This window comes from Ferrimonas sp. YFM (assembly GCF_030296015.1).
Taxonomy (GTDB): Bacteria; Pseudomonadota; Gammaproteobacteria; order Enterobacterales; family Shewanellaceae; genus Ferrimonas.
This window is the reverse complement of record NZ_AP027368.1, coordinates 1,864,603-1,883,170: the sequence shown is the minus strand read 5'-3', so window position 1 is coordinate 1,883,170 and position 18,568 is coordinate 1,864,603. Positions and strand designations below refer to the sequence as shown.

General features: G+C 58.7%; 18 protein-coding genes and 1 riboswitch. Of the genes, 6 read left to right on the top strand and 12 right to left on the bottom strand.

All coding sequences use genetic code 11. The features are described 5' to 3' along the window. The first annotated feature begins 5 nt into the window (after window positions 1–5). Window positions 6–848, top strand: a complete 843-nt coding sequence (locus tag QUE41_RS08800) for an oxidoreductase (RefSeq protein ID WP_286342502.1) — start codon at window positions 6–8, stop codon at window positions 846–848. Here QUE41_RS08800 and QUE41_RS08795 read toward each other — a convergent pair. The 4 genes from QUE41_RS08795 to QUE41_RS08780 all read right to left on the bottom strand — a co-directional run bounded on the left by QUE41_RS08795 (window position 845) and on the right by QUE41_RS08780 (window position 5,384). Then, on the bottom strand, window positions 845–1,969 hold the full coding sequence (locus QUE41_RS08795; protein ID WP_286342501.1) for an AI-2E family transporter: 1,125 nt from the start codon (window positions 1,967–1,969) through the stop codon (window positions 845–847). The two genes, QUE41_RS08800 and QUE41_RS08795, sit on opposite strands and share 4 nt — an antisense overlap. Window positions 1,970–2,026: 57 nt before the next feature. Then, window positions 2,027–3,049: a DUF2955 domain-containing protein gene (locus QUE41_RS08790; protein WP_286342500.1), complete on the bottom strand. Its 1,023-nt coding sequence runs from the start codon at window positions 3,047–3,049 to the stop codon at window positions 2,027–2,029. 6 nt (window positions 3,050–3,055) lie between these two features. Further along, on the bottom strand, window positions 3,056–4,177 hold the full coding sequence (locus tag QUE41_RS08785; RefSeq protein ID WP_286342499.1) for an HlyD family secretion protein: 1,122 nt from the start codon (window positions 4,175–4,177) through the stop codon (window positions 3,056–3,058). Between the two features lie 94 nt (window positions 4,178–4,271). Beyond that, window positions 4,272–5,384 (bottom strand): AI-2E family transporter, encoded by a 1,113-nt coding sequence (locus QUE41_RS08780; protein ID WP_286342498.1) that lies wholly within the window; start codon window positions 5,382–5,384, stop codon window positions 4,272–4,274. Between the two features lie 230 nt (window positions 5,385–5,614). Here QUE41_RS08780 and QUE41_RS08775 point away from each other — a divergent pair, with 230 nt between their 5' ends. After that, window positions 5,615–6,718 (top strand): M20/M25/M40 family metallo-hydrolase, encoded by a 1,104-nt coding sequence (locus QUE41_RS08775; RefSeq protein ID WP_286342497.1) that lies wholly within the window; start codon window positions 5,615–5,617, stop codon window positions 6,716–6,718. A gap of 11 nt (window positions 6,719–6,729) precedes the next feature. On the opposite strand, the gene QUE41_RS08770 is transcribed toward QUE41_RS08775, so the two are convergent. The 5 genes from QUE41_RS08770 to QUE41_RS08750 all read right to left on the bottom strand — a co-directional run bounded on the left by QUE41_RS08770 (window position 6,730) and on the right by QUE41_RS08750 (window position 10,562). After that, window positions 6,730–8,370 carry an asparagine synthetase B family protein gene (locus QUE41_RS08770; protein WP_286342496.1) on the bottom strand — a complete coding sequence of 547 codons (1,641 nt, stop codon included), beginning with the start codon at window positions 8,368–8,370 and terminating at the stop codon, window positions 6,730–6,732. A 202-nt stretch (window positions 8,371–8,572) separates the two neighbouring features. Beyond that, window positions 8,573–9,001, bottom strand: coding sequence for a TonB family protein (locus tag QUE41_RS08765; RefSeq protein WP_286342495.1), 429 nt, complete (start codon window positions 8,999–9,001; stop codon window positions 8,573–8,575). 105 nt (window positions 9,002–9,106) lie between these two features. Continuing rightward, window positions 9,107–9,508 (bottom strand): GFA family protein, encoded by a 402-nt coding sequence (locus QUE41_RS08760; protein ID WP_286342494.1) that lies wholly within the window; start codon window positions 9,506–9,508, stop codon window positions 9,107–9,109. A gap of 150 nt (window positions 9,509–9,658) precedes the next feature. Then, window positions 9,659–10,021, bottom strand: coding sequence for a nuclear transport factor 2 family protein (locus tag QUE41_RS08755; protein ID WP_286342493.1), 363 nt, complete (start codon window positions 10,019–10,021; stop codon window positions 9,659–9,661). Between the two features lie 73 nt (window positions 10,022–10,094). After that, complete coding sequence (locus tag QUE41_RS08750) at window positions 10,095–10,562, bottom strand: hypothetical protein (protein WP_286342492.1); 468 nt, start codon at window positions 10,560–10,562, stop codon at window positions 10,095–10,097. A 126-nt stretch (window positions 10,563–10,688) separates the two neighbouring features. Here QUE41_RS08750 and QUE41_RS08745 point away from each other — a divergent pair, with 126 nt between their 5' ends. Together QUE41_RS08745 and QUE41_RS08740 are read left to right on the top strand one after the other, a co-directional pair. Then, window positions 10,689–11,141, top strand: a complete 453-nt coding sequence (locus QUE41_RS08745; protein ID WP_286342491.1) for a GNAT family N-acetyltransferase — start codon at window positions 10,689–10,691, stop codon at window positions 11,139–11,141. 140 nt (window positions 11,142–11,281) lie between these two features. Then, window positions 11,282–11,446 (top strand): hypothetical protein, encoded by a 165-nt coding sequence (locus QUE41_RS08740; RefSeq protein WP_286342490.1) that lies wholly within the window; start codon window positions 11,282–11,284, stop codon window positions 11,444–11,446. Window positions 11,447–11,503: 57 nt separating this feature from the next. On the opposite strand, the gene QUE41_RS08735 is transcribed toward QUE41_RS08740, so the two are convergent. Further along, window positions 11,504–13,828 (bottom strand): hypothetical protein, encoded by a 2,325-nt coding sequence (locus tag QUE41_RS08735; protein WP_286342489.1) that lies wholly within the window; start codon window positions 13,826–13,828, stop codon window positions 11,504–11,506. A 247-nt stretch (window positions 13,829–14,075) separates the two neighbouring features. Continuing rightward, window positions 14,076–14,684: a LysE/ArgO family amino acid transporter gene (locus QUE41_RS08730; RefSeq protein ID WP_286342488.1), complete on the bottom strand. Its 609-nt coding sequence runs from the start codon at window positions 14,682–14,684 to the stop codon at window positions 14,076–14,078. A 150-nt stretch (window positions 14,685–14,834) separates the two neighbouring features. Here QUE41_RS08730 and QUE41_RS08725 point away from each other — a divergent pair, with 150 nt between their 5' ends. Further along, window positions 14,835–15,656, top strand: a complete 822-nt coding sequence (locus QUE41_RS08725) for a putative metalloprotease CJM1_0395 family protein (protein WP_286342487.1) — start codon at window positions 14,835–14,837, stop codon at window positions 15,654–15,656. 66 nt (window positions 15,657–15,722) lie between these two features. Here QUE41_RS08725 and QUE41_RS08720 read toward each other — a convergent pair whose 3' ends face one another. Further along, window positions 15,723–17,132 carry an MFS transporter gene (locus tag QUE41_RS08720; RefSeq protein ID WP_286342486.1) on the bottom strand — a complete coding sequence of 470 codons (1,410 nt, stop codon included), beginning with the start codon at window positions 17,130–17,132 and terminating at the stop codon, window positions 15,723–15,725. Window positions 17,133–17,417: 285 nt separating this feature from the next. Next, a riboswitch (purine riboswitch) is annotated at window positions 17,418–17,517 on the top strand. A 21-nt stretch (window positions 17,518–17,538) separates the two neighbouring features. Here QUE41_RS08720 and add point away from each other — a divergent pair. Continuing rightward, window positions 17,539–18,534, top strand: a complete 996-nt coding sequence (gene add, locus QUE41_RS08715; protein ID WP_286342485.1) for an adenosine deaminase — start codon at window positions 17,539–17,541, stop codon at window positions 18,532–18,534. Window positions 18,535–18,568: the final 34 nt, after the last annotated feature.

Genomic DNA, 18,568 nt, shown 5'->3' with positions numbered 1-18,568 from the left:
CACCCATGAAGTCCACCCCAGTTGCCATAGTAACCGGCGCCTCTTCCGGCATCGGCAAAGCCACGGTTCGCAGCCTGATCCAACAGGGATACCGCGTCTACTGCGGTGCCCGCCGAGTCGAGCAGATGGCCGACCTGGCCGAGGACGGAGGCAAGGTTCATTACCTGGATCTGACCGATGCCCACAGCATCGACGCCTTTGTGGCCCACATTCTCGATAAAGAAACCCGCATCGATCTGCTGGTTAACAATGCAGGATATGGCGCCTATGGGGCGGTGGAAGATATGCCCATGGAAGAGGCGCGCAAGCAGTTCGAGGTGAACCTGTTTGGCCTGGCGGCAATCACCAACGCGGTTCTGCCCACAATGCGACAACGGCGTCAGGGGCGCATCGTCCACGTGGGCTCCATGGGCGGCAAGTTCTGGTCCATTCTGGGAGGCTGGTATCAGGCCACCAAGTTTGCCCTGGAGGGGTTTGCCGACTGCTCCCGCAATGAACTGCGCCCCTTCGGCATCGATGTGGTGCTGATCCAGCCCGGAGCGATTCGCACCGAGTGGAGCAGTATTGCTATCGACAGTATCAGGCAGACATCCGGCCAGGGGCCCTACCGCCCCATTGCCGAGGCGGCGGCCAACTTCTTTGAAAACAACAAGTCGATGGAATGCGACCCTCAGCTGGTGGCGGACGTCATCGTCAAAGCCGCCACGGTGAAGCGTCCCAAGGCCCGCTACGCCGCCCCTAAGGTAGCCAGTGTCGCCCTGTTCTGCCGCCGTTTTATGAGCGACGCCCTGCTCGACCGCCTGTTTGGTCGCTATATGGGCGTCCCCCACAAAATTGATATAGGTTAGTTTTCTGACTCCGGCTGAGGCTCGGGCTGAGGCTGAGCAGCGCCCTGCTCCGCCAGCCCTTCCCTGGCCAGCCAGGCGGAAAACAGCTTGTACCCCAGGGCCAGCGCTACGGCACCGACGAACAGCCCGATAATTCCCGAGAGCAGCATTCCGCCGATGGCGCCGATGAGGATCACCAACATGGGGATGTCCACCCCACGTCCCATCAGCATCGGCTTGAGTACCGCATCGCTGGCGCTCACCAGAATCCCCCACACCATGAAGACCACCGCCACCGTGGTGGTTTGCACCGAGAACAGATAGATCATCACCGGCGCCAACACCAGTATGGGCGGCAGCTGCACTATGGCGACTATAAGCACCAGCAGCATCCACAAGCCTGTGGCCGGCACACCGGCCAGCCCCATGCCTATGCCCGACAGCAGGGATTGGATCAGGGCAACCCCAATCACCCCCTGAGTCACGCTGCGGATGGTGGCCACAGACAGCGAAGTGAAGCTCTCCCCCTGAGGGCCTGCCATTCTCAGGGCGATGCCGTGGAACAGCCGGCCTGCGGACTCGGCGTTACTCATGAACACTCCTGCAATGATCACCGACACCACGAACTGCAAAATGCCAACCCCCACGCCACCCAACGAGGAGGCCAGGCTTGCCAGGGCATCCTTGAGCTGTGGGCCATAGCTGACCAGCGCCCCCTCCAGGTTGGTGGCAAACTTCTGCCACAGCTGATGCAGGTCATCCCCAACCAGGGGCAATCTGGCCACAGCCTCTGACGGCGGCGGGATCACCAGGCTGCCATCCTTGAGTTCCGTCACCAGTTCATGGGTCTCGGTGATCAGGGCGCCGGAAAACAGAATGCTGGGCACCAGCAACAGCGCCAACACCAACAGGGTCATCAATGTACTGGCATGCCCCAGTTTCCAGCCCATCCTGTCCGCCAGCCCCTTAACCACGGGGAACAGGGCGACGGCGATGATGCCACCCCACATGATCAGCACCAGGAAAGGGCGCACTATCTGGAAACACCAGCTGATCAGGATAAACAGGGCACCGATCTTGACCGCGGCCTCAACCGCCGCACCGGTCAAAAGCTGATGCTGTTCTTTCACTTGATGATTCATGGGGGCTCCTTGTTGGTCGACAGGCTTAAGCCAGGGACGACCGGTAGCAAATGAGATCTAGGGCCTGAGAGAGATTCCCGGCCTGGATCGGCTTTCCAAAAAGTAGGAGATAAACACCATGTACGCCCCAACCATGGCGATCTGCAGTAACCTGAGGTAGAAGTTGCTCACCACCTCCTTGTCCATGGATGACGCGGTGGACCCCACCAGCACCAGCACCGTGGACAGGATGCCGGCGTAAAGCGGCGCCTTGTCGGGATCGGCGTAGAGATAGCTGGCCAGCACTATGGTGACCAGCATCGCCAGCGCCACATAAAAACCCAGGTAGGGCATCACCACCAGCAGTTGATAGAACAGCACCGCCACCACGCCCCCCACACCATTGGTCACCAGAAGGAACAGGCTCACCTTGACGCTCTTGGCGCCCGAGGCCTGCAGCGACAGCACCGCAATGAAGATCATAGTCAGCAGGGCGTCACTCACCTGCGCCAGAAAGAAAAAGCCCACCACAGGAAAGGCGATTACCAGGGCACGAACCGCCTCATCGGTGCGCACATCCGCGTCTGGCAGCTCCTCGGCGTCCGCAGTCGAGCCGCTCTGGGCCTTCGCTTCGGGGATCAGCAGGTGCATCAGGGTAAACACCAGCACCGCTACCGCGCCGGAGAACGCCAGGCCGATGCCCAGCTCCAGCGCGATGCCGGGGTGGAGTAAACCCAGGTAGGGCAGCAACAGGGCAGCGATGATCAGCATGGAGGCGAAGAAGTTCCAACGGGGGTCGCTGAACAGGAAGTAGGCCCAAAGCATCACCAGTGCCAGCAGTGGCAGGAACACCAGAGGGTAATGAATGGGGCCGAAGCTGACGGCGAAGGCGATGGCAACGGTAGCCAGAACGCCAAACAGCAGCTCGCGAGCGGTTCCCCAGGTGGGCTCGACCCGCTCCACCAGGAACTTGGCCGCAAACACCGGCGCCACGAACGCCAGCGACCAGGCGATGGACGCCGACAGCGCCACGGCGAGTCCGACTCCCAGGGTCAGCCTGAGGGCCCGCCTGTCACGGCTTTTGAGGCTCGCTGCCATCATCGGGATTTATCGCACATAGGAGGCCCAACTGGCCAGGCGAATCCACAGCCAGCCCAAACCATTGAGCAGCATGCCGTCACCGGTATAGACGATCACATCCGCCTGCCCGCCCACGCGACGGTAGCCATAGGCCTCGCTGGGCTCCAGCACTATGGTCACGGGAAACCTCTGGCTTTGCCGCAACCAACCTGTGTCGCTGGAGACCTGGGCCAGGCGACCTACCTGCTCGTTTTGGCCCCAGTCCACCCCAAGATCGATGGAGCCCAGCCTACCCTGAAACACCCTGCCCGGCGCATAATCCAGGGTGAACTCCACCCGATCCCCCGGCTTCATGTTCCCCAGGCTGTTCTCTCTGAAGTAGGCCTCTATCCACACTTCATCGGACGAGATGAAGGTCATCAGCGGCTGGCCGGCATTGGCGTAGACCCCCTCCTTAAGGCGGAAGTTAGAGGCCACCCCATCGGACGGGGCGACAATCTGAGTGCGAGACAAATTCAGCTGAGCCTGCTCCAGTGCCAGCAGGGCACTGCGCACCTGGGTGTTGTTCTCCCCCTCCATCCCCAGACGCTCCCGGGCCTTGGCCAGATCTGCCTTGGCACTGGCCAGGGTGGCCTCGGCGCTGGTCAGCGCCGCCCTGGCGTTATCCGCATCCGCCTGGGACATCACCCCCCGCTCGACCATGGCAAACACCCGGCGGGACTGCACCCGGGCATTTTGCAGGTTGGCCTCGGCATTGGTGACCTTGGCCTGAGCCGCGGAGACATTGGCGGTCTGCACCCCCAGGCTCTGTCCCGCCTGCTTGAGGTTCTGTTCCGCCTGTTGCAAGGCAATCTCGTAATCCTTGGGGTTGATCACCGCCAGCACCTCACCCTGTTTCAGCGGGGTGTTGGGCTCAATCTTGATCGCCTGCAGTTCTCCGGACACCTGGGGAGTGATGGGCACGACGAAGGCACGGACCCGGCCCAGATCCGTCGAGGGGATCAGCCGGTCCGCAATCAGATGAAACAGGAACAGGACGACGACCACACCCAGAATCAGGTTGGTGATGCGCCTTATTTTGCTTTGTTCTTTGGCCCCTTCGCCCTCCTGAGGCGATGGCTCTGGGGCCGTTTTCTCCGCGTCACTCATGCCCACCCCTGGCTGCAGCACGTTGTCGAACACCTATTCAATGTAGAACAAGGTGTTCAAAACGCCGCCAGGGATTGGACGATAAGGATACCGGTTAGCTTTTCAGGCCCATGCGAGTCTGCGCCGCTCTGGGTTCCGGCAAGGCTTCCTGGCCCAGCCAGGCGGTAAACAGCTTAAAGCCCAGGGCCAACACCACGGCGCCGACGAACAGACCAATGATGCCGGAGAGCAGCAGGCCGCCGATGGCCCCCATCAGGATGATCAACATGGGAATGTCCACGCCACGGCCCATCAGCAAAGGCTTGAGCACCGCATCGCTGCCGCCTACCAGCAGTCCCCAAATCATAAAGGCCACTGCCACCGTGGTGTTGTCCAGGGAGAAGAGGTAGATCATCACAGGGATCAGCACCAACAGTGGCGGCAACTGGAGTATGGCAACAATGAGTACCAGCAGCATCCACAAGCCGGTGCCCGGCACCCCGGCCAGGCCCATGCCAATGCCGGACAGCAGGGACTGAATCAGGGCGACGCCAATCACCCCCTGCATCACACTGCGGATGGTCGCCACCGCCAGGGCGTTAAAGCTGCGCCCCTGCTCGCCGGCCATGCGCATGGAGAGGTTGTAGAACAGGGCGCGAATGGAATCCGCATTGGTCATCAGCACCCCGGCGATGATCACCGACGCCACAAACTGCAACAGCCCCAGCCCCAGGCTTCCGGCCATGGCCGCCACCTGGGAGAGTGCCTCCTTGATCTCGGGGCCAAAGCCCTCGAGAGCGGCCCCCAGGTTCACCGAAAACTTTTGCCACAGATCGTGCAGCTCCTCCCCCACCCAGGGCAATTGAGCGATGGCATCGGACACCGGCGGAATCACCAGGCTCCCCTCTTTGAACTCGGTAAGCAGACTCTGGGTACCGGAGAACAGCGCCCCGGAAAAGAGATAGGTGGGCACCAACAGCACGGCGAGTACCAGGATGGTCACCAGGCTGCTGGCCAGGCTGATTTTCAACCCGAAGCGACCGGAGAGCCAACGCACCATGGGAAACAGGGCGACGGCAATGATGCCGCCCCAGAGAATCAGCACCAGGAAGGGCCGCACGATCTGGAAACACCAACTCAGAAGAATGAAGATGGCACCAATCTTCAGGGCTGCTTCGACAGCAGCGTCAGTGAACACTCGGCGCGTGGATTTTTCGTGGTCGTTCATAACGGCTCCCGTGCTGGTCAGGACTGCCCAGCTTTGAGTATGACTTGTGCCACAACCGAATGCGCACCGCAAGGATTCGTCGAGATTCCAATGAATTGAGTGTAAAGGGGGCAAAAAATCACCATTCAATGAGGCGCCGGGGCCGTCAAAAGCCGATTTGATGGTCTGGCTCAGGGTTTTTCCGTGGGATCTTGGCTAGAGTGCCGGGTCAACATTTTAGGGAGCCCCATATGACCACCATCAACGAACAGCGTTTGGTGCAGCACTTCTTGGATCTGGTGCGCATCGACAGCGAGTCCGGCAATGAAAAGGCGATCGCCTCCACCCTGGCTGAGCAACTGGGTGAACTCGGCTTTGACGTACAGCGTCTGCCGGTGGCCGAGGAGCTGTCCAACGGCTTTAACCTCTATGCCCGCCTGGAGGGGACCGAAGAGCAGATCCTGCTGAGCTGTCATATGGACACGGTGACTCCGGGCAACGGCATCGAGCCGGTCATCGAACAGGGCATCATCCGCTCCGCCGGCGACACCATTTTGGGTGGCGACGACAAGTCCGGCATCGCCGCCATCATGGAAGCGGTGCGCATCCTCAAAGAGCAGGGCCTGCCCCACCCCACCATCGAACTGGCCTTCACCGTCTTCGAAGAGGGGGGCCTGCACGGCTCCAAGAACTTCGACATGAGCCCCATCCAGTCCAAACAAGCCATCGTGCTGGACTCTGGCGGCCCCATTGGCACCATCATCACCGTGGCCCCGGGTCAGCAGAACATCAAGGCAACCATCACCGGCAAACCGGCCCACGCCGGCCTGGCCCCGGAGACCGGCATCAACGCCCTGACCGTGGCAGCCGACGCCATCACCAAGATGAAGCTGTCACGCATTGACGAGGAAACCACCGCCAACATTGGCGTGGTCAAAGGCGGCAACGCCACCAACATTGTGATGCCTGAACTCTACCTGGAGGCGGAAGCCCGCTCCCTGGACGATGGCAAGCTGGCCGCACAAACCCAGCACATGGTAGAAACCCTGGAGTCTGTGGCCGCGGAGCACGGCGCCAAGGTCGCCATTGAGACCAAGCGCGCCTACAACGCCTACCGCATCGCCGATGATCACCCTCTGATCACCGGCATCAAGCAGGGCTTCGAAGCCATCGGAGTGAGCCCGCAGACCCGCCCCACCGGCGGTGGCAGCGACGCCAACATCTTCAATGAGAAGGGGCTGACCACGGTCAATCTGTCCACCGGCATGGCCAAGGTGCACACCACCGAAGAGGAGATTGCGGTGGCGGACCTGGTCGCCATCAGTCAGTTCCTGGTGGCCTACCTGTCCCGCTAATCGCTGTCCCCCTACCAGCGCTCATACTGAGCCACAAACTTAAGATGAGCGCTGGTGTCTCTGATCCCCAAGAGATCCGCCAGGCAGCGCGCGGCAATGGCCCCCTTGTTTAAGGTTCCCTGACCGCGAAGGACCGCCTTCCAGCCCTTTCTTTGCAGATGATGGCGAGTGCCTCTGGGCAAACGAAACTGCCACTGGTGCTGCAAAGACTCAGGAAGCTCCAATGGGCAGGGAATATGACCAGGATAAGTTTGCCAGGGGGTAGTCAGCATCTGCGGGTAGCAGCGGTTGACCCAGCTCATATACACCCCGTGGCGGGCGGCCGCCTCCATGGGCATGGCAAACATCGCCTCCAGCACTCCTTTGGCGTAAAACGGCAGATAGAAATCCAGGTTGAACTGGTCCATCTCCTCAAAAGGCACGGCCACATGCTGATGCTGGTCGTTCTCCCATAAGAACAGCTGCCAGGCCTTACCCATGGGCAGGTGGCCGTATTCACCCAGGGCTGTCATCAGCCGTTCTTTGAATCTCAACTGCTCATTGTTGCCATCGCTGACCAGCGCCTGGGGCACATAGGCCTGTTGCTGCTCAATGTAGGCGTCGATGACCGCCTCCGGGTCGCCCTCGGCTACCGCTTTGAGCAGAGGCTTCGAGGTGTAGATCTGTCCCACACAGACGCTGCCGCCGTTGCCGGACCATACCAGTCGCGGCCGCTCTACATCGTGATAGTGATCGAAGGCTTGAGGGGTCCAGTGCTGGCCCAGCCGCTGTTCGCAGCTGAACGCCTGGGTATCCTCCACCTCCACCACGGTCAGCGGCAGGTCATGATGCTGGGCGAAAGTTTGAGCACACCATAGGTCCTGACTCTGGTGTCGGGAGAAATTGAGACAGTGAAGGTTGGCCCGCCGCCTGAGCAACTCGGTGGCGATGACCCGGGAGTCCATTCCGCCACTTAAGGTCGACACGAAGCCAGAATCCCCGCCACAGTAGCGGCCTACAGCCTGCTTGAAGGCCCAATCCAGGGCCAGCACCCCTTGCTCCTTGTCCAGGGGGAAACCGTAGTGCCAACAATGATGGCGCCGCCTTTGCAGCCCCCCATTATCGATGGACAAAACCTCGCCCGGGCGGCTGGCGCGGATGCCCGCGTAGGGCGTGTGACTGCCCAGAGTGTAGCCAAGCAGGGCGAACTCCAGCTGGGCCGCCCGGTTCCTGTCAACCACTCCTGCCATTTCCACCAGGGGCTTCATCCGGTTTGAAAACAGGATGAAGCCCCCCAGTTCCATGGTGTAGAAGGGGCGAATTGAGAGAGGGTCGGCACACAGGGTCAGCTTTTGTTTGAGCCTGTTGTAATGCACCAGCAGATAACTGCCCTGGGCATCGTGAAGACGAAGTGGATCGAACTCTTCGTGAGTCAGGCGAATCAGATCTCGGTGACGATCGCCACTGAGCAACGGGTGACCAAAACAGCACATCACCACCTCACCGCGCTGGTGCCAGTCCCCGCTTCCCCAGTTGTCTTCACTCTCGCAGAGCAACACACAGCGATCGTCCTTAATGCAGCGGGCAAAGGGGTAGCGCTCGCCCAGGGTGTGAGCAATATCGTGGTGCTGCGCCTGCCACTGTGGCGTATAGAAACCCATTATCAGACTCATGATGCACTCCTCGGTTACCTTCCCCGGTACAGCAAGAAGCGTGCACAAGCTGAAATATCATCTATCCATTTGAATTAACTGGATTATGTAGAAGAAGGTTTCTGGAGTGCTGCAGAATGCAAGCACTCCGGAGGGGGCTATTTGCGTTTTGGCATAATTGCCCTGAGCCTAAGAATCAAGGTTGATTCTCCGGTTCACACTCTTAGAGGTAGTTTTGCGGCCACTCCACAGGAGGTTTGGGCTTGGACTGCGCCGAATCTTCTACCTTAAAGGTGAACTCGGTAACGGTATAAACCGGCGTTTTATCAGGATTACCTGGTACCGCCACATATTCCATTTTTTTAACTGCATTTAGTGCCGAACGATTCCAACCTTTAATCGGCTCGGCTTTAATTACTTCAGCCTCATGAGTCTGGCCATTTGAATCAATCAAATACCGTACTTCTACGACTGCACCCTGACTGGGAATCCTTTTATGGGGCGTACTGGTCGTGAACTGACTCTGTTTCAACACCCAGTAATTCTTGGTGTCTCCCTGAGTCACTTCAATGGGAGATCCATTCAGCACCGGCGTTGAGGCACAGCCGACCAGAGCTAAGGCCAGCGAGGCGGCCAAAACCAAGTTCTTCATACTACTTCCTTTGTTGATTACTGCTTTTATATTGTTGTTTCGCCTACATTCTGAGGTGGGCGAAATAGATCGCCCGGCATGTTTACCGGGCAATATTGTTAAAGGCTAACCACCAAAGGCTTCGGGATGAAGCTTGCCGCTGTCGCCAATCTCATCCCAGTGCGCCTTGGAGTCGACCCAGATATGATGGGCCACCTTGAGCTGCTCGTCTCCCCCGGTCAGCAGGCCTGCGGGGACGAACGTACTTTCCGCATCGTTTGCGCCAGGCAGGGGCGAACCACAGGTGGTACAGAACCACTTTTGCCAATCCGCATCGGGCTTTGACCAGGTGGCAATCTTCTCCTGGCCACGCACCCAGCGAAATGCATCGTTGCTCACCACCACCACGGCAATGCCATTGGTCCCCGTAGCCTTACGGCAGATGGAGCAGTGGCACACATAGACCTGGGAGATGGGGGCGGTGATCTCAAACGCCACCGCACCACAATTACATTGTCCAGACGCCATCCTTTGCCTCAAATTTTTATCATTAATTTCAATACACTAGCAAATATCATCACCAGTGTTAAGTCGCTGATACATCAAATGCGATGGTGAGAGCCCGGACCGATGCACTATGGGCACAACGGCCAGCATTCGAGCTGCATCACTGCCGCCCTAGAAGGCACTTTTCCACTGCTGGGTGTCGATGAACCATCTCTCTTCATGGATCTTGTCATCGGTGAACTTGAACAGCACGGTGAGCTGTGACGCATCAACTTTATCTGAGCGCCACTCAATAATGGAGACCACCTCCTGCTCCCCTTGCAAATGGCGCATGGCGGTGATCTCAAATCCCGGCGGTAAAATCTCCCCCAGGCCATTCAAGGCCTGACGAAAGGCTCCGCGGCCTTTGAGACAGTCTGTTTGTCCGGGCATGATGAAGGACATCTCATCGACATAATCCTCAACCAGTTGATCAAACTCGCCGGCGCCAACCGCCTGCCAGCCCCGCTCGACAATGCTTGCCAATGAGCCCATAGCTGCCTCCCGTTTATGAGTGAGATGGCCTCTGTCAATCGACAGAGACAACCCCTAAGTGTAGGGCAACTTGCTACTCCTGCTCCTGGGTCAGCAGCTGCATATGCATCGCCCTGCCCTGCTTCAATGCCTGCTGAATCATAGGGTGGTTGTCCTCCATGCCGCGAAACCTGAGCTCCATCATCATCTGCTCGATAAGCTCTTTGGTACGGCGGTACTCTTCTCGGCTCATGGGGATCTCATTACTCGCCATTGTCTGCTGTGCCTCCGCGGTATAACCGACAAACTTAACCTGAATACACTGACCATTCTCATCCCGGGTCGCACACTGCCAGAAGCGCCCCTGATGCACCTTGTAGGTCTCGGCTCTGGGGTTAGTGAAGATGGCCGGTGCCAGTATGGCGGCACTGTACTCGGGGTGATCCTTCTGGTTGTCTATTTTGTCATCCCAACCGTACGCCACATGAGGCTGAAGCTGTTTTGCCTGTGCCCCCAGTGCCGTTACCGCCACCCACAACCCAAATAGAATTAGACGTCTCATCTCGCTGTCCTAATAGGAAAAACGACACTCAGTATGCCCATATCCGCCCGCCTCGGCATTAGCTGAGATCAAGCCCAAATCTGTAATATGATTGGAGCATCGCTGACCAACAAAGCAGAATTAACAATGGAACTGGTGGAAATCTCACCGTCGCAACTGCCCATGCCTCTGCTGCTTGAGGCAGACCCCTGCGAGGAGAAGATTCGCGGCTACATCAACAGCTGTTTGGGCTTCGCCGCCACACAGGACGGAGTCTATCTTGGCGCCTGTCTGGTGCTGCCCGATAGAAACGACGCTGCTGAGATCCTTAATCTGGCCGTCATACCCTCAAAGCAGGGGCAAGGCATAGGCACCGCACTGCTGCGCTGGACCCTGGAGCAATTGTCCGCCAAGGGGATACATCGGGTCGAACTGGGTACCGGCAGTTTTGGCCCCCAGCTTACCTTTTATCAGCGGCTGGGGTTTCGGGTGACCCAGGTCCAGCGGGATTACTTTCTGACTCACTACGCTGAGCCTCTGTTCGAACAGGGGATCCAACACAGGGACAGGTTATGGCTCAGCCTGGATCTGGCCGAGTGAAACTCTGACCCCTTTTAGGGACGATTGCGGGATCCGGCTCTCAATTTGATTAGCCAGTCGCTTAAGGTGAATTTTCAGTCACTGGCGCCGTGCTAAGGTCGAAAATCCAGCAGCGAAAAAGAGCAGAGAAGGAGTCAGCCATGAAGCGATGTGGACAGTGCCGCCAGTTTATCCGCAAACCGGAAAACCAGCGCGATCTATGCGGCGCCTGGGAACAGCCAACCAGTGCCGTGCGCGAAGCCTGTGACTTTTTCGCCCCACTAAAACCCCTCAGAAATGCCGGCGACCAACAGCCACAGGGATAACCATCAGATAAGAGAAAGGCCTCAGAAGAGGCCCTTTGTTATAGACGGCAGCGGTGCCTACTCTTCAATGGTCAACACAGCACGGTAAATTTCACCTTGGAAGGATTGCAAGCCTTCCCCCTCACCGTCAGGGCCCATCTCTGCCCAGAGGGAGTTGCGATAGAAGCCGCGCACATCCAGGCTGTTCCCCTCGCTGGCGACAATGACCAGAATCTCTTCATCGGTCAGGGTGTAGGTCTCACCTGAGTTTCCTGCGATCTCAATGGGGCCTATGGTCATCTTCAAATGACCCTCGTCGGTGATCTCCCAGGCTCCTGTGACGCTTTCATCCTCGCCCTCCCACAAGGTGGTGCCGTCCGCATTGAAGGTGACGGATTCATCTTCAAACAGGGTGGCGCTCTTGCCGGAGATCAGCTCGGTGGTAAAGGGCTTATCGGTGTCAGAGCGTTTCTGACACAGGCTCACCATCCGATAGAAGGCTCTGTCGGTGTAGGGCAGCTCCACCGGACCGCCAAGGCCATCGTAGGCGTCATCGGAATAATCCGACTCCAGCTCACAGGCGTTGGCCGAGCCAAAGCTGAACTGATCCAGATAGGCAAACTCGACGGCGTCGACAATCTTCTGACCGGCGCTGTGGTTGAACACCCAGGTGTCCTCATCGCCGCTGCCGGCGTCCATCATGGCCCCCATAAAGGCACCGGCACTGTCACCGTCCTGATAGTTAGCCACGATTACAGTTGCATACTCGGGAGACTCGGTTAGCTGGTCGCTGACCGCCTGGGGTATGGCAAACTGAATCAACTGGCCCCCCTCCCCCAAACCGGCATGAGTCTGATAACTCCAGCTGCCACTGCCCGCCATGGTGGTGGTGCCGGCCTGCTGATCGATAAGGTAGAAGTTCACCGTCTTGGCTTCATCATCCACCAGCTTGGCCACGAAGTGATTGCCCCACTTGCTGCCATAATCGGTGTTGAGCCACAGGCCTCCCTCTGGTCCCTCCCCGGCGGTGGCCGCAGGAATATCTGACAGGCTTGGGACAGCACTCAGGGCACCCTGCTCGCCGTACCGCCAAGCGGTGGCCAAGCCATCGTCATAGGTAAAGAGTTCGTAACCGTAGGCCAGGCGCTCATCGGAAACCTTAAACGCCAGGTCTCCGTCCGCAAAGCTGACCCCCTCCTTGAGCAGTGCGCTCAGGATCGCGGTTTCAGAGCGCACCGAGAGGAACTCCTTCAGATCTCTTCCTGCAAGAGTGACGCTGATGTCGGCGAACAGCCTGTAGCCAACACTCTCCTTGGCATCACTGAAGCCCAGGGAGCCGTCATCGTTCACGCCGACAAAGGCCCAGTAGTCGGCCATCTGCTGCCAGCCAGTATCGGTCAGCACCAGGTTGCCATCGGCATCGGCGCTGGAGTCGTAGCTCATCGCCTCGCTCCAGGCCATGGACTCGGCGTCCAGCTCATAAAAAGCATCGGTAACCGGGGTCAACCGGCCATACTCCATCTCCAGCTCGTAGCCATAGCCATCCTCCCAGCTCCAAGATTCGAACCAGGTGACCCCAGTGCCCCCTTCGGCAAACTCCGCCGCCAAGGTGGCTGCGGACTCTCCCGCCAGGTCGGCCAGACCAGACTCCACCACCTCTTCAACTATGGTCTCCACGGCGGCGAGCAGTTCGGCCACATCGCTGTAGCCATCCAGGTTGATGTTGCCCTCGGTGACAAGCTCATCAAACTGCTCCTGAAGCTCATTGATCACCTGTTCCAGCTCGGCCACGGCATCGGGGTCCGTGGGGTCAATGCCCACATCCTCAAAGCTGAGATCCTCGGCGATGCTGCTCAGCAGTTGCTGATAGGCCGCGGTGGATGCCAGATCCACGTCCACGTCCAGCGACGTGGTGGGGGCGTACAAAGTATCGTCGGGCACCGGTTGCCCCACCTCCACGGTGATCTCTCCATCCAGATCAAACAGCACGATGCAGTCCAGACGCGGATCACCATCGATACTGATCTCCCAGGTGCCGTTATCTTCGTTGTAGCTGAGGTTCTCTTCGGTGAGCGTCACCCTTTCCAGAACCACCCCGTTGGAGTCCACCACCACCAGGGCAATCCCCTCGGCGGGAATGTCTGACGCGTCCACGGCCCAGGCTTTGGACAGCAGTGCATCGGCAAAGCCGGGAGCCAGGCGCTTGGTGCGTTGCATCGCCACCAGCGCATCGGGGGCACTGAGGCTGACATTAAAAGTGGTTAATTGTGGGGCGGGTGGATCGCTCGGGCCGGGATTGCCCGGGTCTTCAGTCTGTGGGGCCGGGTCACTGTCGCTGCCGCAGCCGACAAGTGCAGTGCTCATTGCCAACATCAGGGAAGAAAGCAAAAGCCTGGTGCGCATTGGAAACTCCTTTTCAATCTAAAAGACGCCATTTCGGTTGCTCTGATGGTTGGCAACCGTGTCTTGGGCTCAATTAGAATGACCTCAACCAAGGAATTGTGACCAGTGAATCCTGTGGGAAAACTTCTACCATCTGGTATAAAAAAAGGAAAAAAGGGACCTAATTGCGTCAATTTGCCACCAATTGCGCCCTGCTCACCTCTGGCGCAAACCCGAGATGGTGCTTTGACGAGGCGCGCCTCGCGGCTCAGCCCAGGTTGGTGTGAATCAGGTTATAGGCAAGCAGCAGCATCACCACACCGACGCTGGCTTCCAGCCACTGCCAGGCACGTGCCCGACTGAACAGGGGAGACAACAGCCTGGCGCCAAACCCAACTGAGTAGAAGAACAGGAAGGAGCCGGTGATGGCCCCGAAGGCGAACGCTCCCTTGGCGTCGTAGCCGGTGGACACCGAGCCCAGCAGCACGATGGTATCCAGGTAGACATGGGGGTTGAGCCAGGTGATGGCCAGACAGGTCATCGCCGCCCGCACCGCGGTTTGTTCCCCGCCCCCGAGGCCACTGATGGCGTGACGGGCCTTCCAGGCGGATCTCAGGCTCATCAAGCCATACAGACACAAGAACACCGCCCCACCCCATCGTGCCCACTCGGCAACCTGAGGGTGAAGCAACAACAGCTCGCCAAAACCAAACACGCCGGCACTGATCAGCAGCGCGTCGGAAAACGCACAGATGCTGCAGATCAGGAACACGTGTTGCCTGGCCACCCCTTGGCGCAATACGAACGCATTCTGCGCGCCAATGGGGAGGATCAGAGAGAGGCCAAGGCTGAACCCGGCAAGGGCGGAGTGAAGCATAAACGGTCGGGTCCAATGCATAGAAAGGTAAAACAGCGGTCCACCTTAGCACCCGACCTGCAACCAGGCCAGCCTCTGGCGTTGGTTCTGTAACCACCCTGTTTTTATGCAATAATAGCGGCCATGAATCCACCTTGAGCCGTTCACGCCATGCAATTGAACCACACCGCTCCCTACATCGCCCCGGCGACCGTGGCCCCCGCCACTCAGCCTGCCCCGGCCAACCCTCAGGGCAGCGTACCGGTCAATGCCGATGCAGCCACTGCCGCCCGGGAAGGCCAGAAAAGCGACCCTCAGGGCCAGCAGGAGCGGCGAGACAACCGCATAGAGGTCAGCAGCGGTGCTCAGGGTGAGGATGCCCCCAAGGCCGCGAGTCAGGATCCTGAAAGCAAACTGGTCGAGCAACAACTGGACCAGCTAAAAGCTCGGGATCAGGAAGTGCGCACTCACGAACAGGCACACACCAGGGTCGGTGGCAAACACGCCGGTTCGCCAGAGTATGAGTTTGTTCGGGGCAGCGATGGCCGCATGTACGCTCAAAATGGCGAAGTCAGCATCGACACCAGCAAGGTTGACGGCGACCCCCAGGCCACCATCGAAAAGATGGAAACGGTGATCCGAGCCGCCAATGCCCCCATGCAGCCCTCCAACCAGGACCGGCGGGTCGCCGCCCAGGCCTCCATCATCATGAATCAGGCCACCCTGGAATTGGCTGAAATGGAGCAGGAAGTGGACACTGAGTCACAGACATCCAGCACCACCAGCGGGAGTAACTCAGCCACTGCGGTCAATACCGCACCATCCGGTGACAGCACAGAAACGGCCCCCGCTGAGGCGGCCAGCCTGTCGGACACCAGCGACTCACAACAAACCAACCGCGACGCCCAGAACCGCCTGGAACAGAATATGCTCAAAAGCGGCGCCTTTCTGCAGGCCTTCCCGCCGGGCACCGTCATCGACGACCGCCTGTAATCTACGGCGATGCCGCCATAAAAAAGGGTCCGTTTCGGACCCTTTTTTGTGTCTGGATGAGTGCTATCAGGCGGTGGCCGTCTGAGCCTCAAGCTTGCGATCCATGCGACCAATCACCTTACCGTAGATGATCAGCGACACGGCAGACACCGCGGCGATACCGGCGAAGAAGTACCAGATGTAGTGCGCGTTCGCGGCGGCAGCGGCCCACTCAGCCTGGGAGGCGAACAGGCGCGGATCCGGGCAGTAGGCTTCCAGCAGGTAGCCGGAGAGACCAAAGCCCAGCAGCGAACTGATGAAGGAGTGCAGGTGGGAGAAGCCCAGGTAGAGGCCCTCTTCACCCTTAGGTGCCTGCAGGGAGAAATACTCCAGGAAACGGGGGGAGATGAAGGACTCCGCCAGACCCTGCAGCACGATGCCCATGATCATCATGAAGGCCACCGGGTGCATCTGCATAAAGCCCAGGTCCACATTGCCATCCAGCATGTTGCCGGAAGCCATGGCCAGCGCCGACAGAGGCATGATGAACATACCCACGGTCATGGATTGCAGCGCGGTGCGGCCACGCATCATGGAGGTCACCACGCCTACGGTCATCACCACCACGAAGGGGTTCACGTTGGCGTACCAGGAGGGAGAGGCGCCCTCACCGGCCATACGCAGCACGTACTTGGGCATGGTGGCGTACAGCTGGTGCTGCACCATCCAGAAGCCGGTGATGATCAGAGTCAGGGTGATCAGGCGGCCATTGGTCAGTACCTTGATCAGCGCCGCCCAGGTGTCGGCCATGGAGCGTTTTTCGTCGGCAGTCTCGGTGGTCTTGAAGAACAGGAAGATGCTGACAAAGGCGATGGCGGTCATCGCTGCGGCAAAGTAGTTCAGGTTCACCAGGCCCAGGTCACCCATGGACTCACGCAGAGGTTTCACCACGGTCTTACCGGAAAAGGCGCCAATGTTCACCATCATGTAGAAGATGGAGAAGCCCTTGGCTCGGGTTTCAGCGGTGGTGGACTTGGCTACGGTGGCGGTGATCACCGCCTTGATGAAGGAGCCACCAATCATGATGACAATCATCACCGGAACAATGGCCCAACGAACGTCCGCTTCACGCAGGCCGTGATACACCACCTGGCGGCCATACTCCACCAGGCCCTGAGCCTCCAGGGCGACCGGCAGGAATGCCAGACTGGCGTAACCTATGGTCAGCAAACCAAAGGCCAGCATCAGAGAGTTTCTGAATCCGATGCGATCGGCAATGGCGCCGGAGAAAGTGGGCAGGAAGTAGAGGCCGGCGGAGAAGGAGCCGGAGATCCACGCCGCTTCAACGTCGCTAAAACCCAGGATTCGGGAGAGATAGAGGGTGATTACGATGAACACACCGTAATAGGCGGCTCGCTCCAGCAGTTCAACGCCGTTTGCGACCCAGAAGTTCTTCGGGTAACCCCTGAAGAGAGTCTCTGTTTTTGTTGAATTCATTATAGTTGTGTTCCATTTACATGGTGACTTTCACAGACCAGCAACCCAGGTCCAACCTTGTCCTGAAGACGGCACCGGTCCAAATCTGGCGGCCAGTGTACCCTATTTACCCAGAGGTCGCGACGCACCTCCAAGGGCGAGAGCCCCTCTACGGGGCCTGGATCACGTTGAGAGAGGTGTGACTGCCATAGGAGGACATAGAGGCACAGGTCACCAAAGTGTAACAATGAGGCAGCGAAAAATACCCATTCCACCCCGCTTGGCAACCTGATTGAGGCTGTGATAGACTCGCCGCGAACCTTGCTTCATATAATCCCGATAATATGGTTCGGGAGTTTCTACCAAGAGCCGCAAATTCTTGATTATGAAGTCTTTAGCTTTTTTCCTTATAGAAAGGTAGAGACTCATGAATCACTTTGACTTGCCTAAGATCGATCTTCATTGCCACCTGGACGGCAGCGTACGCCCCCAGACCATCATTGACCTGGCCCGTCGCCAACAGTTGTCTCTGCCCAGTGAAGATGTCGATCATATCAAGTCGCTGATGATCGCCCCTGAGACTTGCCCCAATCTGGATCAATACCTCTCCCGCTTCGACCTGCCCCTGTCTGTGATGCAGACCGAAGAGGCCATCGAGCGTATCTCCTTCGAGCTGTTTGAAGACGCCGCGCTGGAGAACGTGAAGTACCTGGAGGTGCGTTTCGGCCCGCTGCTGCATATGCAGAAAGGGCTGGAGCTTGATCAGATCATGGGCAGTGCCATCAGGGGGATGCAGCGCGCCGAACAGCAGTATGACATTCGGGGAAACTACATCCTCTCCATATTGCGCACCATGCCCAAAGACAGAATCAATGACGTCATCGACGCCGGCGCCCAGTTCCTGGGCAAAGGGGTCGTGGCCTTCGATCTGGCAGGCAGTGAACGTTCCGGCTTCTGCCATGAGTTCATCCCCTATGCCCAGTACGCCCGTGACAAGGGGTTCAGGGTGACCATCCATGCCGGTGAGCAAGGGGATGGACAGAATGTGCACGACGCCGTGGCACTGCTGGGGGCCGAACGCATCGGTCACGGCATCCACATCAAGGGGCATCCTGATGCCTATCAACTGGTGAAAGACCAGTCGGTGGCCCTGGAGACCTGCCCCAGCAGCAACGTCCAGACCAAGGCGGTGGAGTCACTGGCGACTCACCCGGTCAAGGCGTTCCACAAAGACGGGGTGCTGATCACCATCAACACCGACAACCGCACCGTCTCCAACACCACCATGACCGACGAGGTGCGTAAGGTGGTGACGGAGTTCGATCTGACTCTCGAGGAGTATTTCGAGATCTACCGGGTCAGTGTGGAGAACGCCTTTGCTTCCGACGAAGTGAAAGCCAGGTTGCTGACCTACCTGCCCTAAGGGCTGTGCCACACAGAAAAGCCCTGCAATGCGG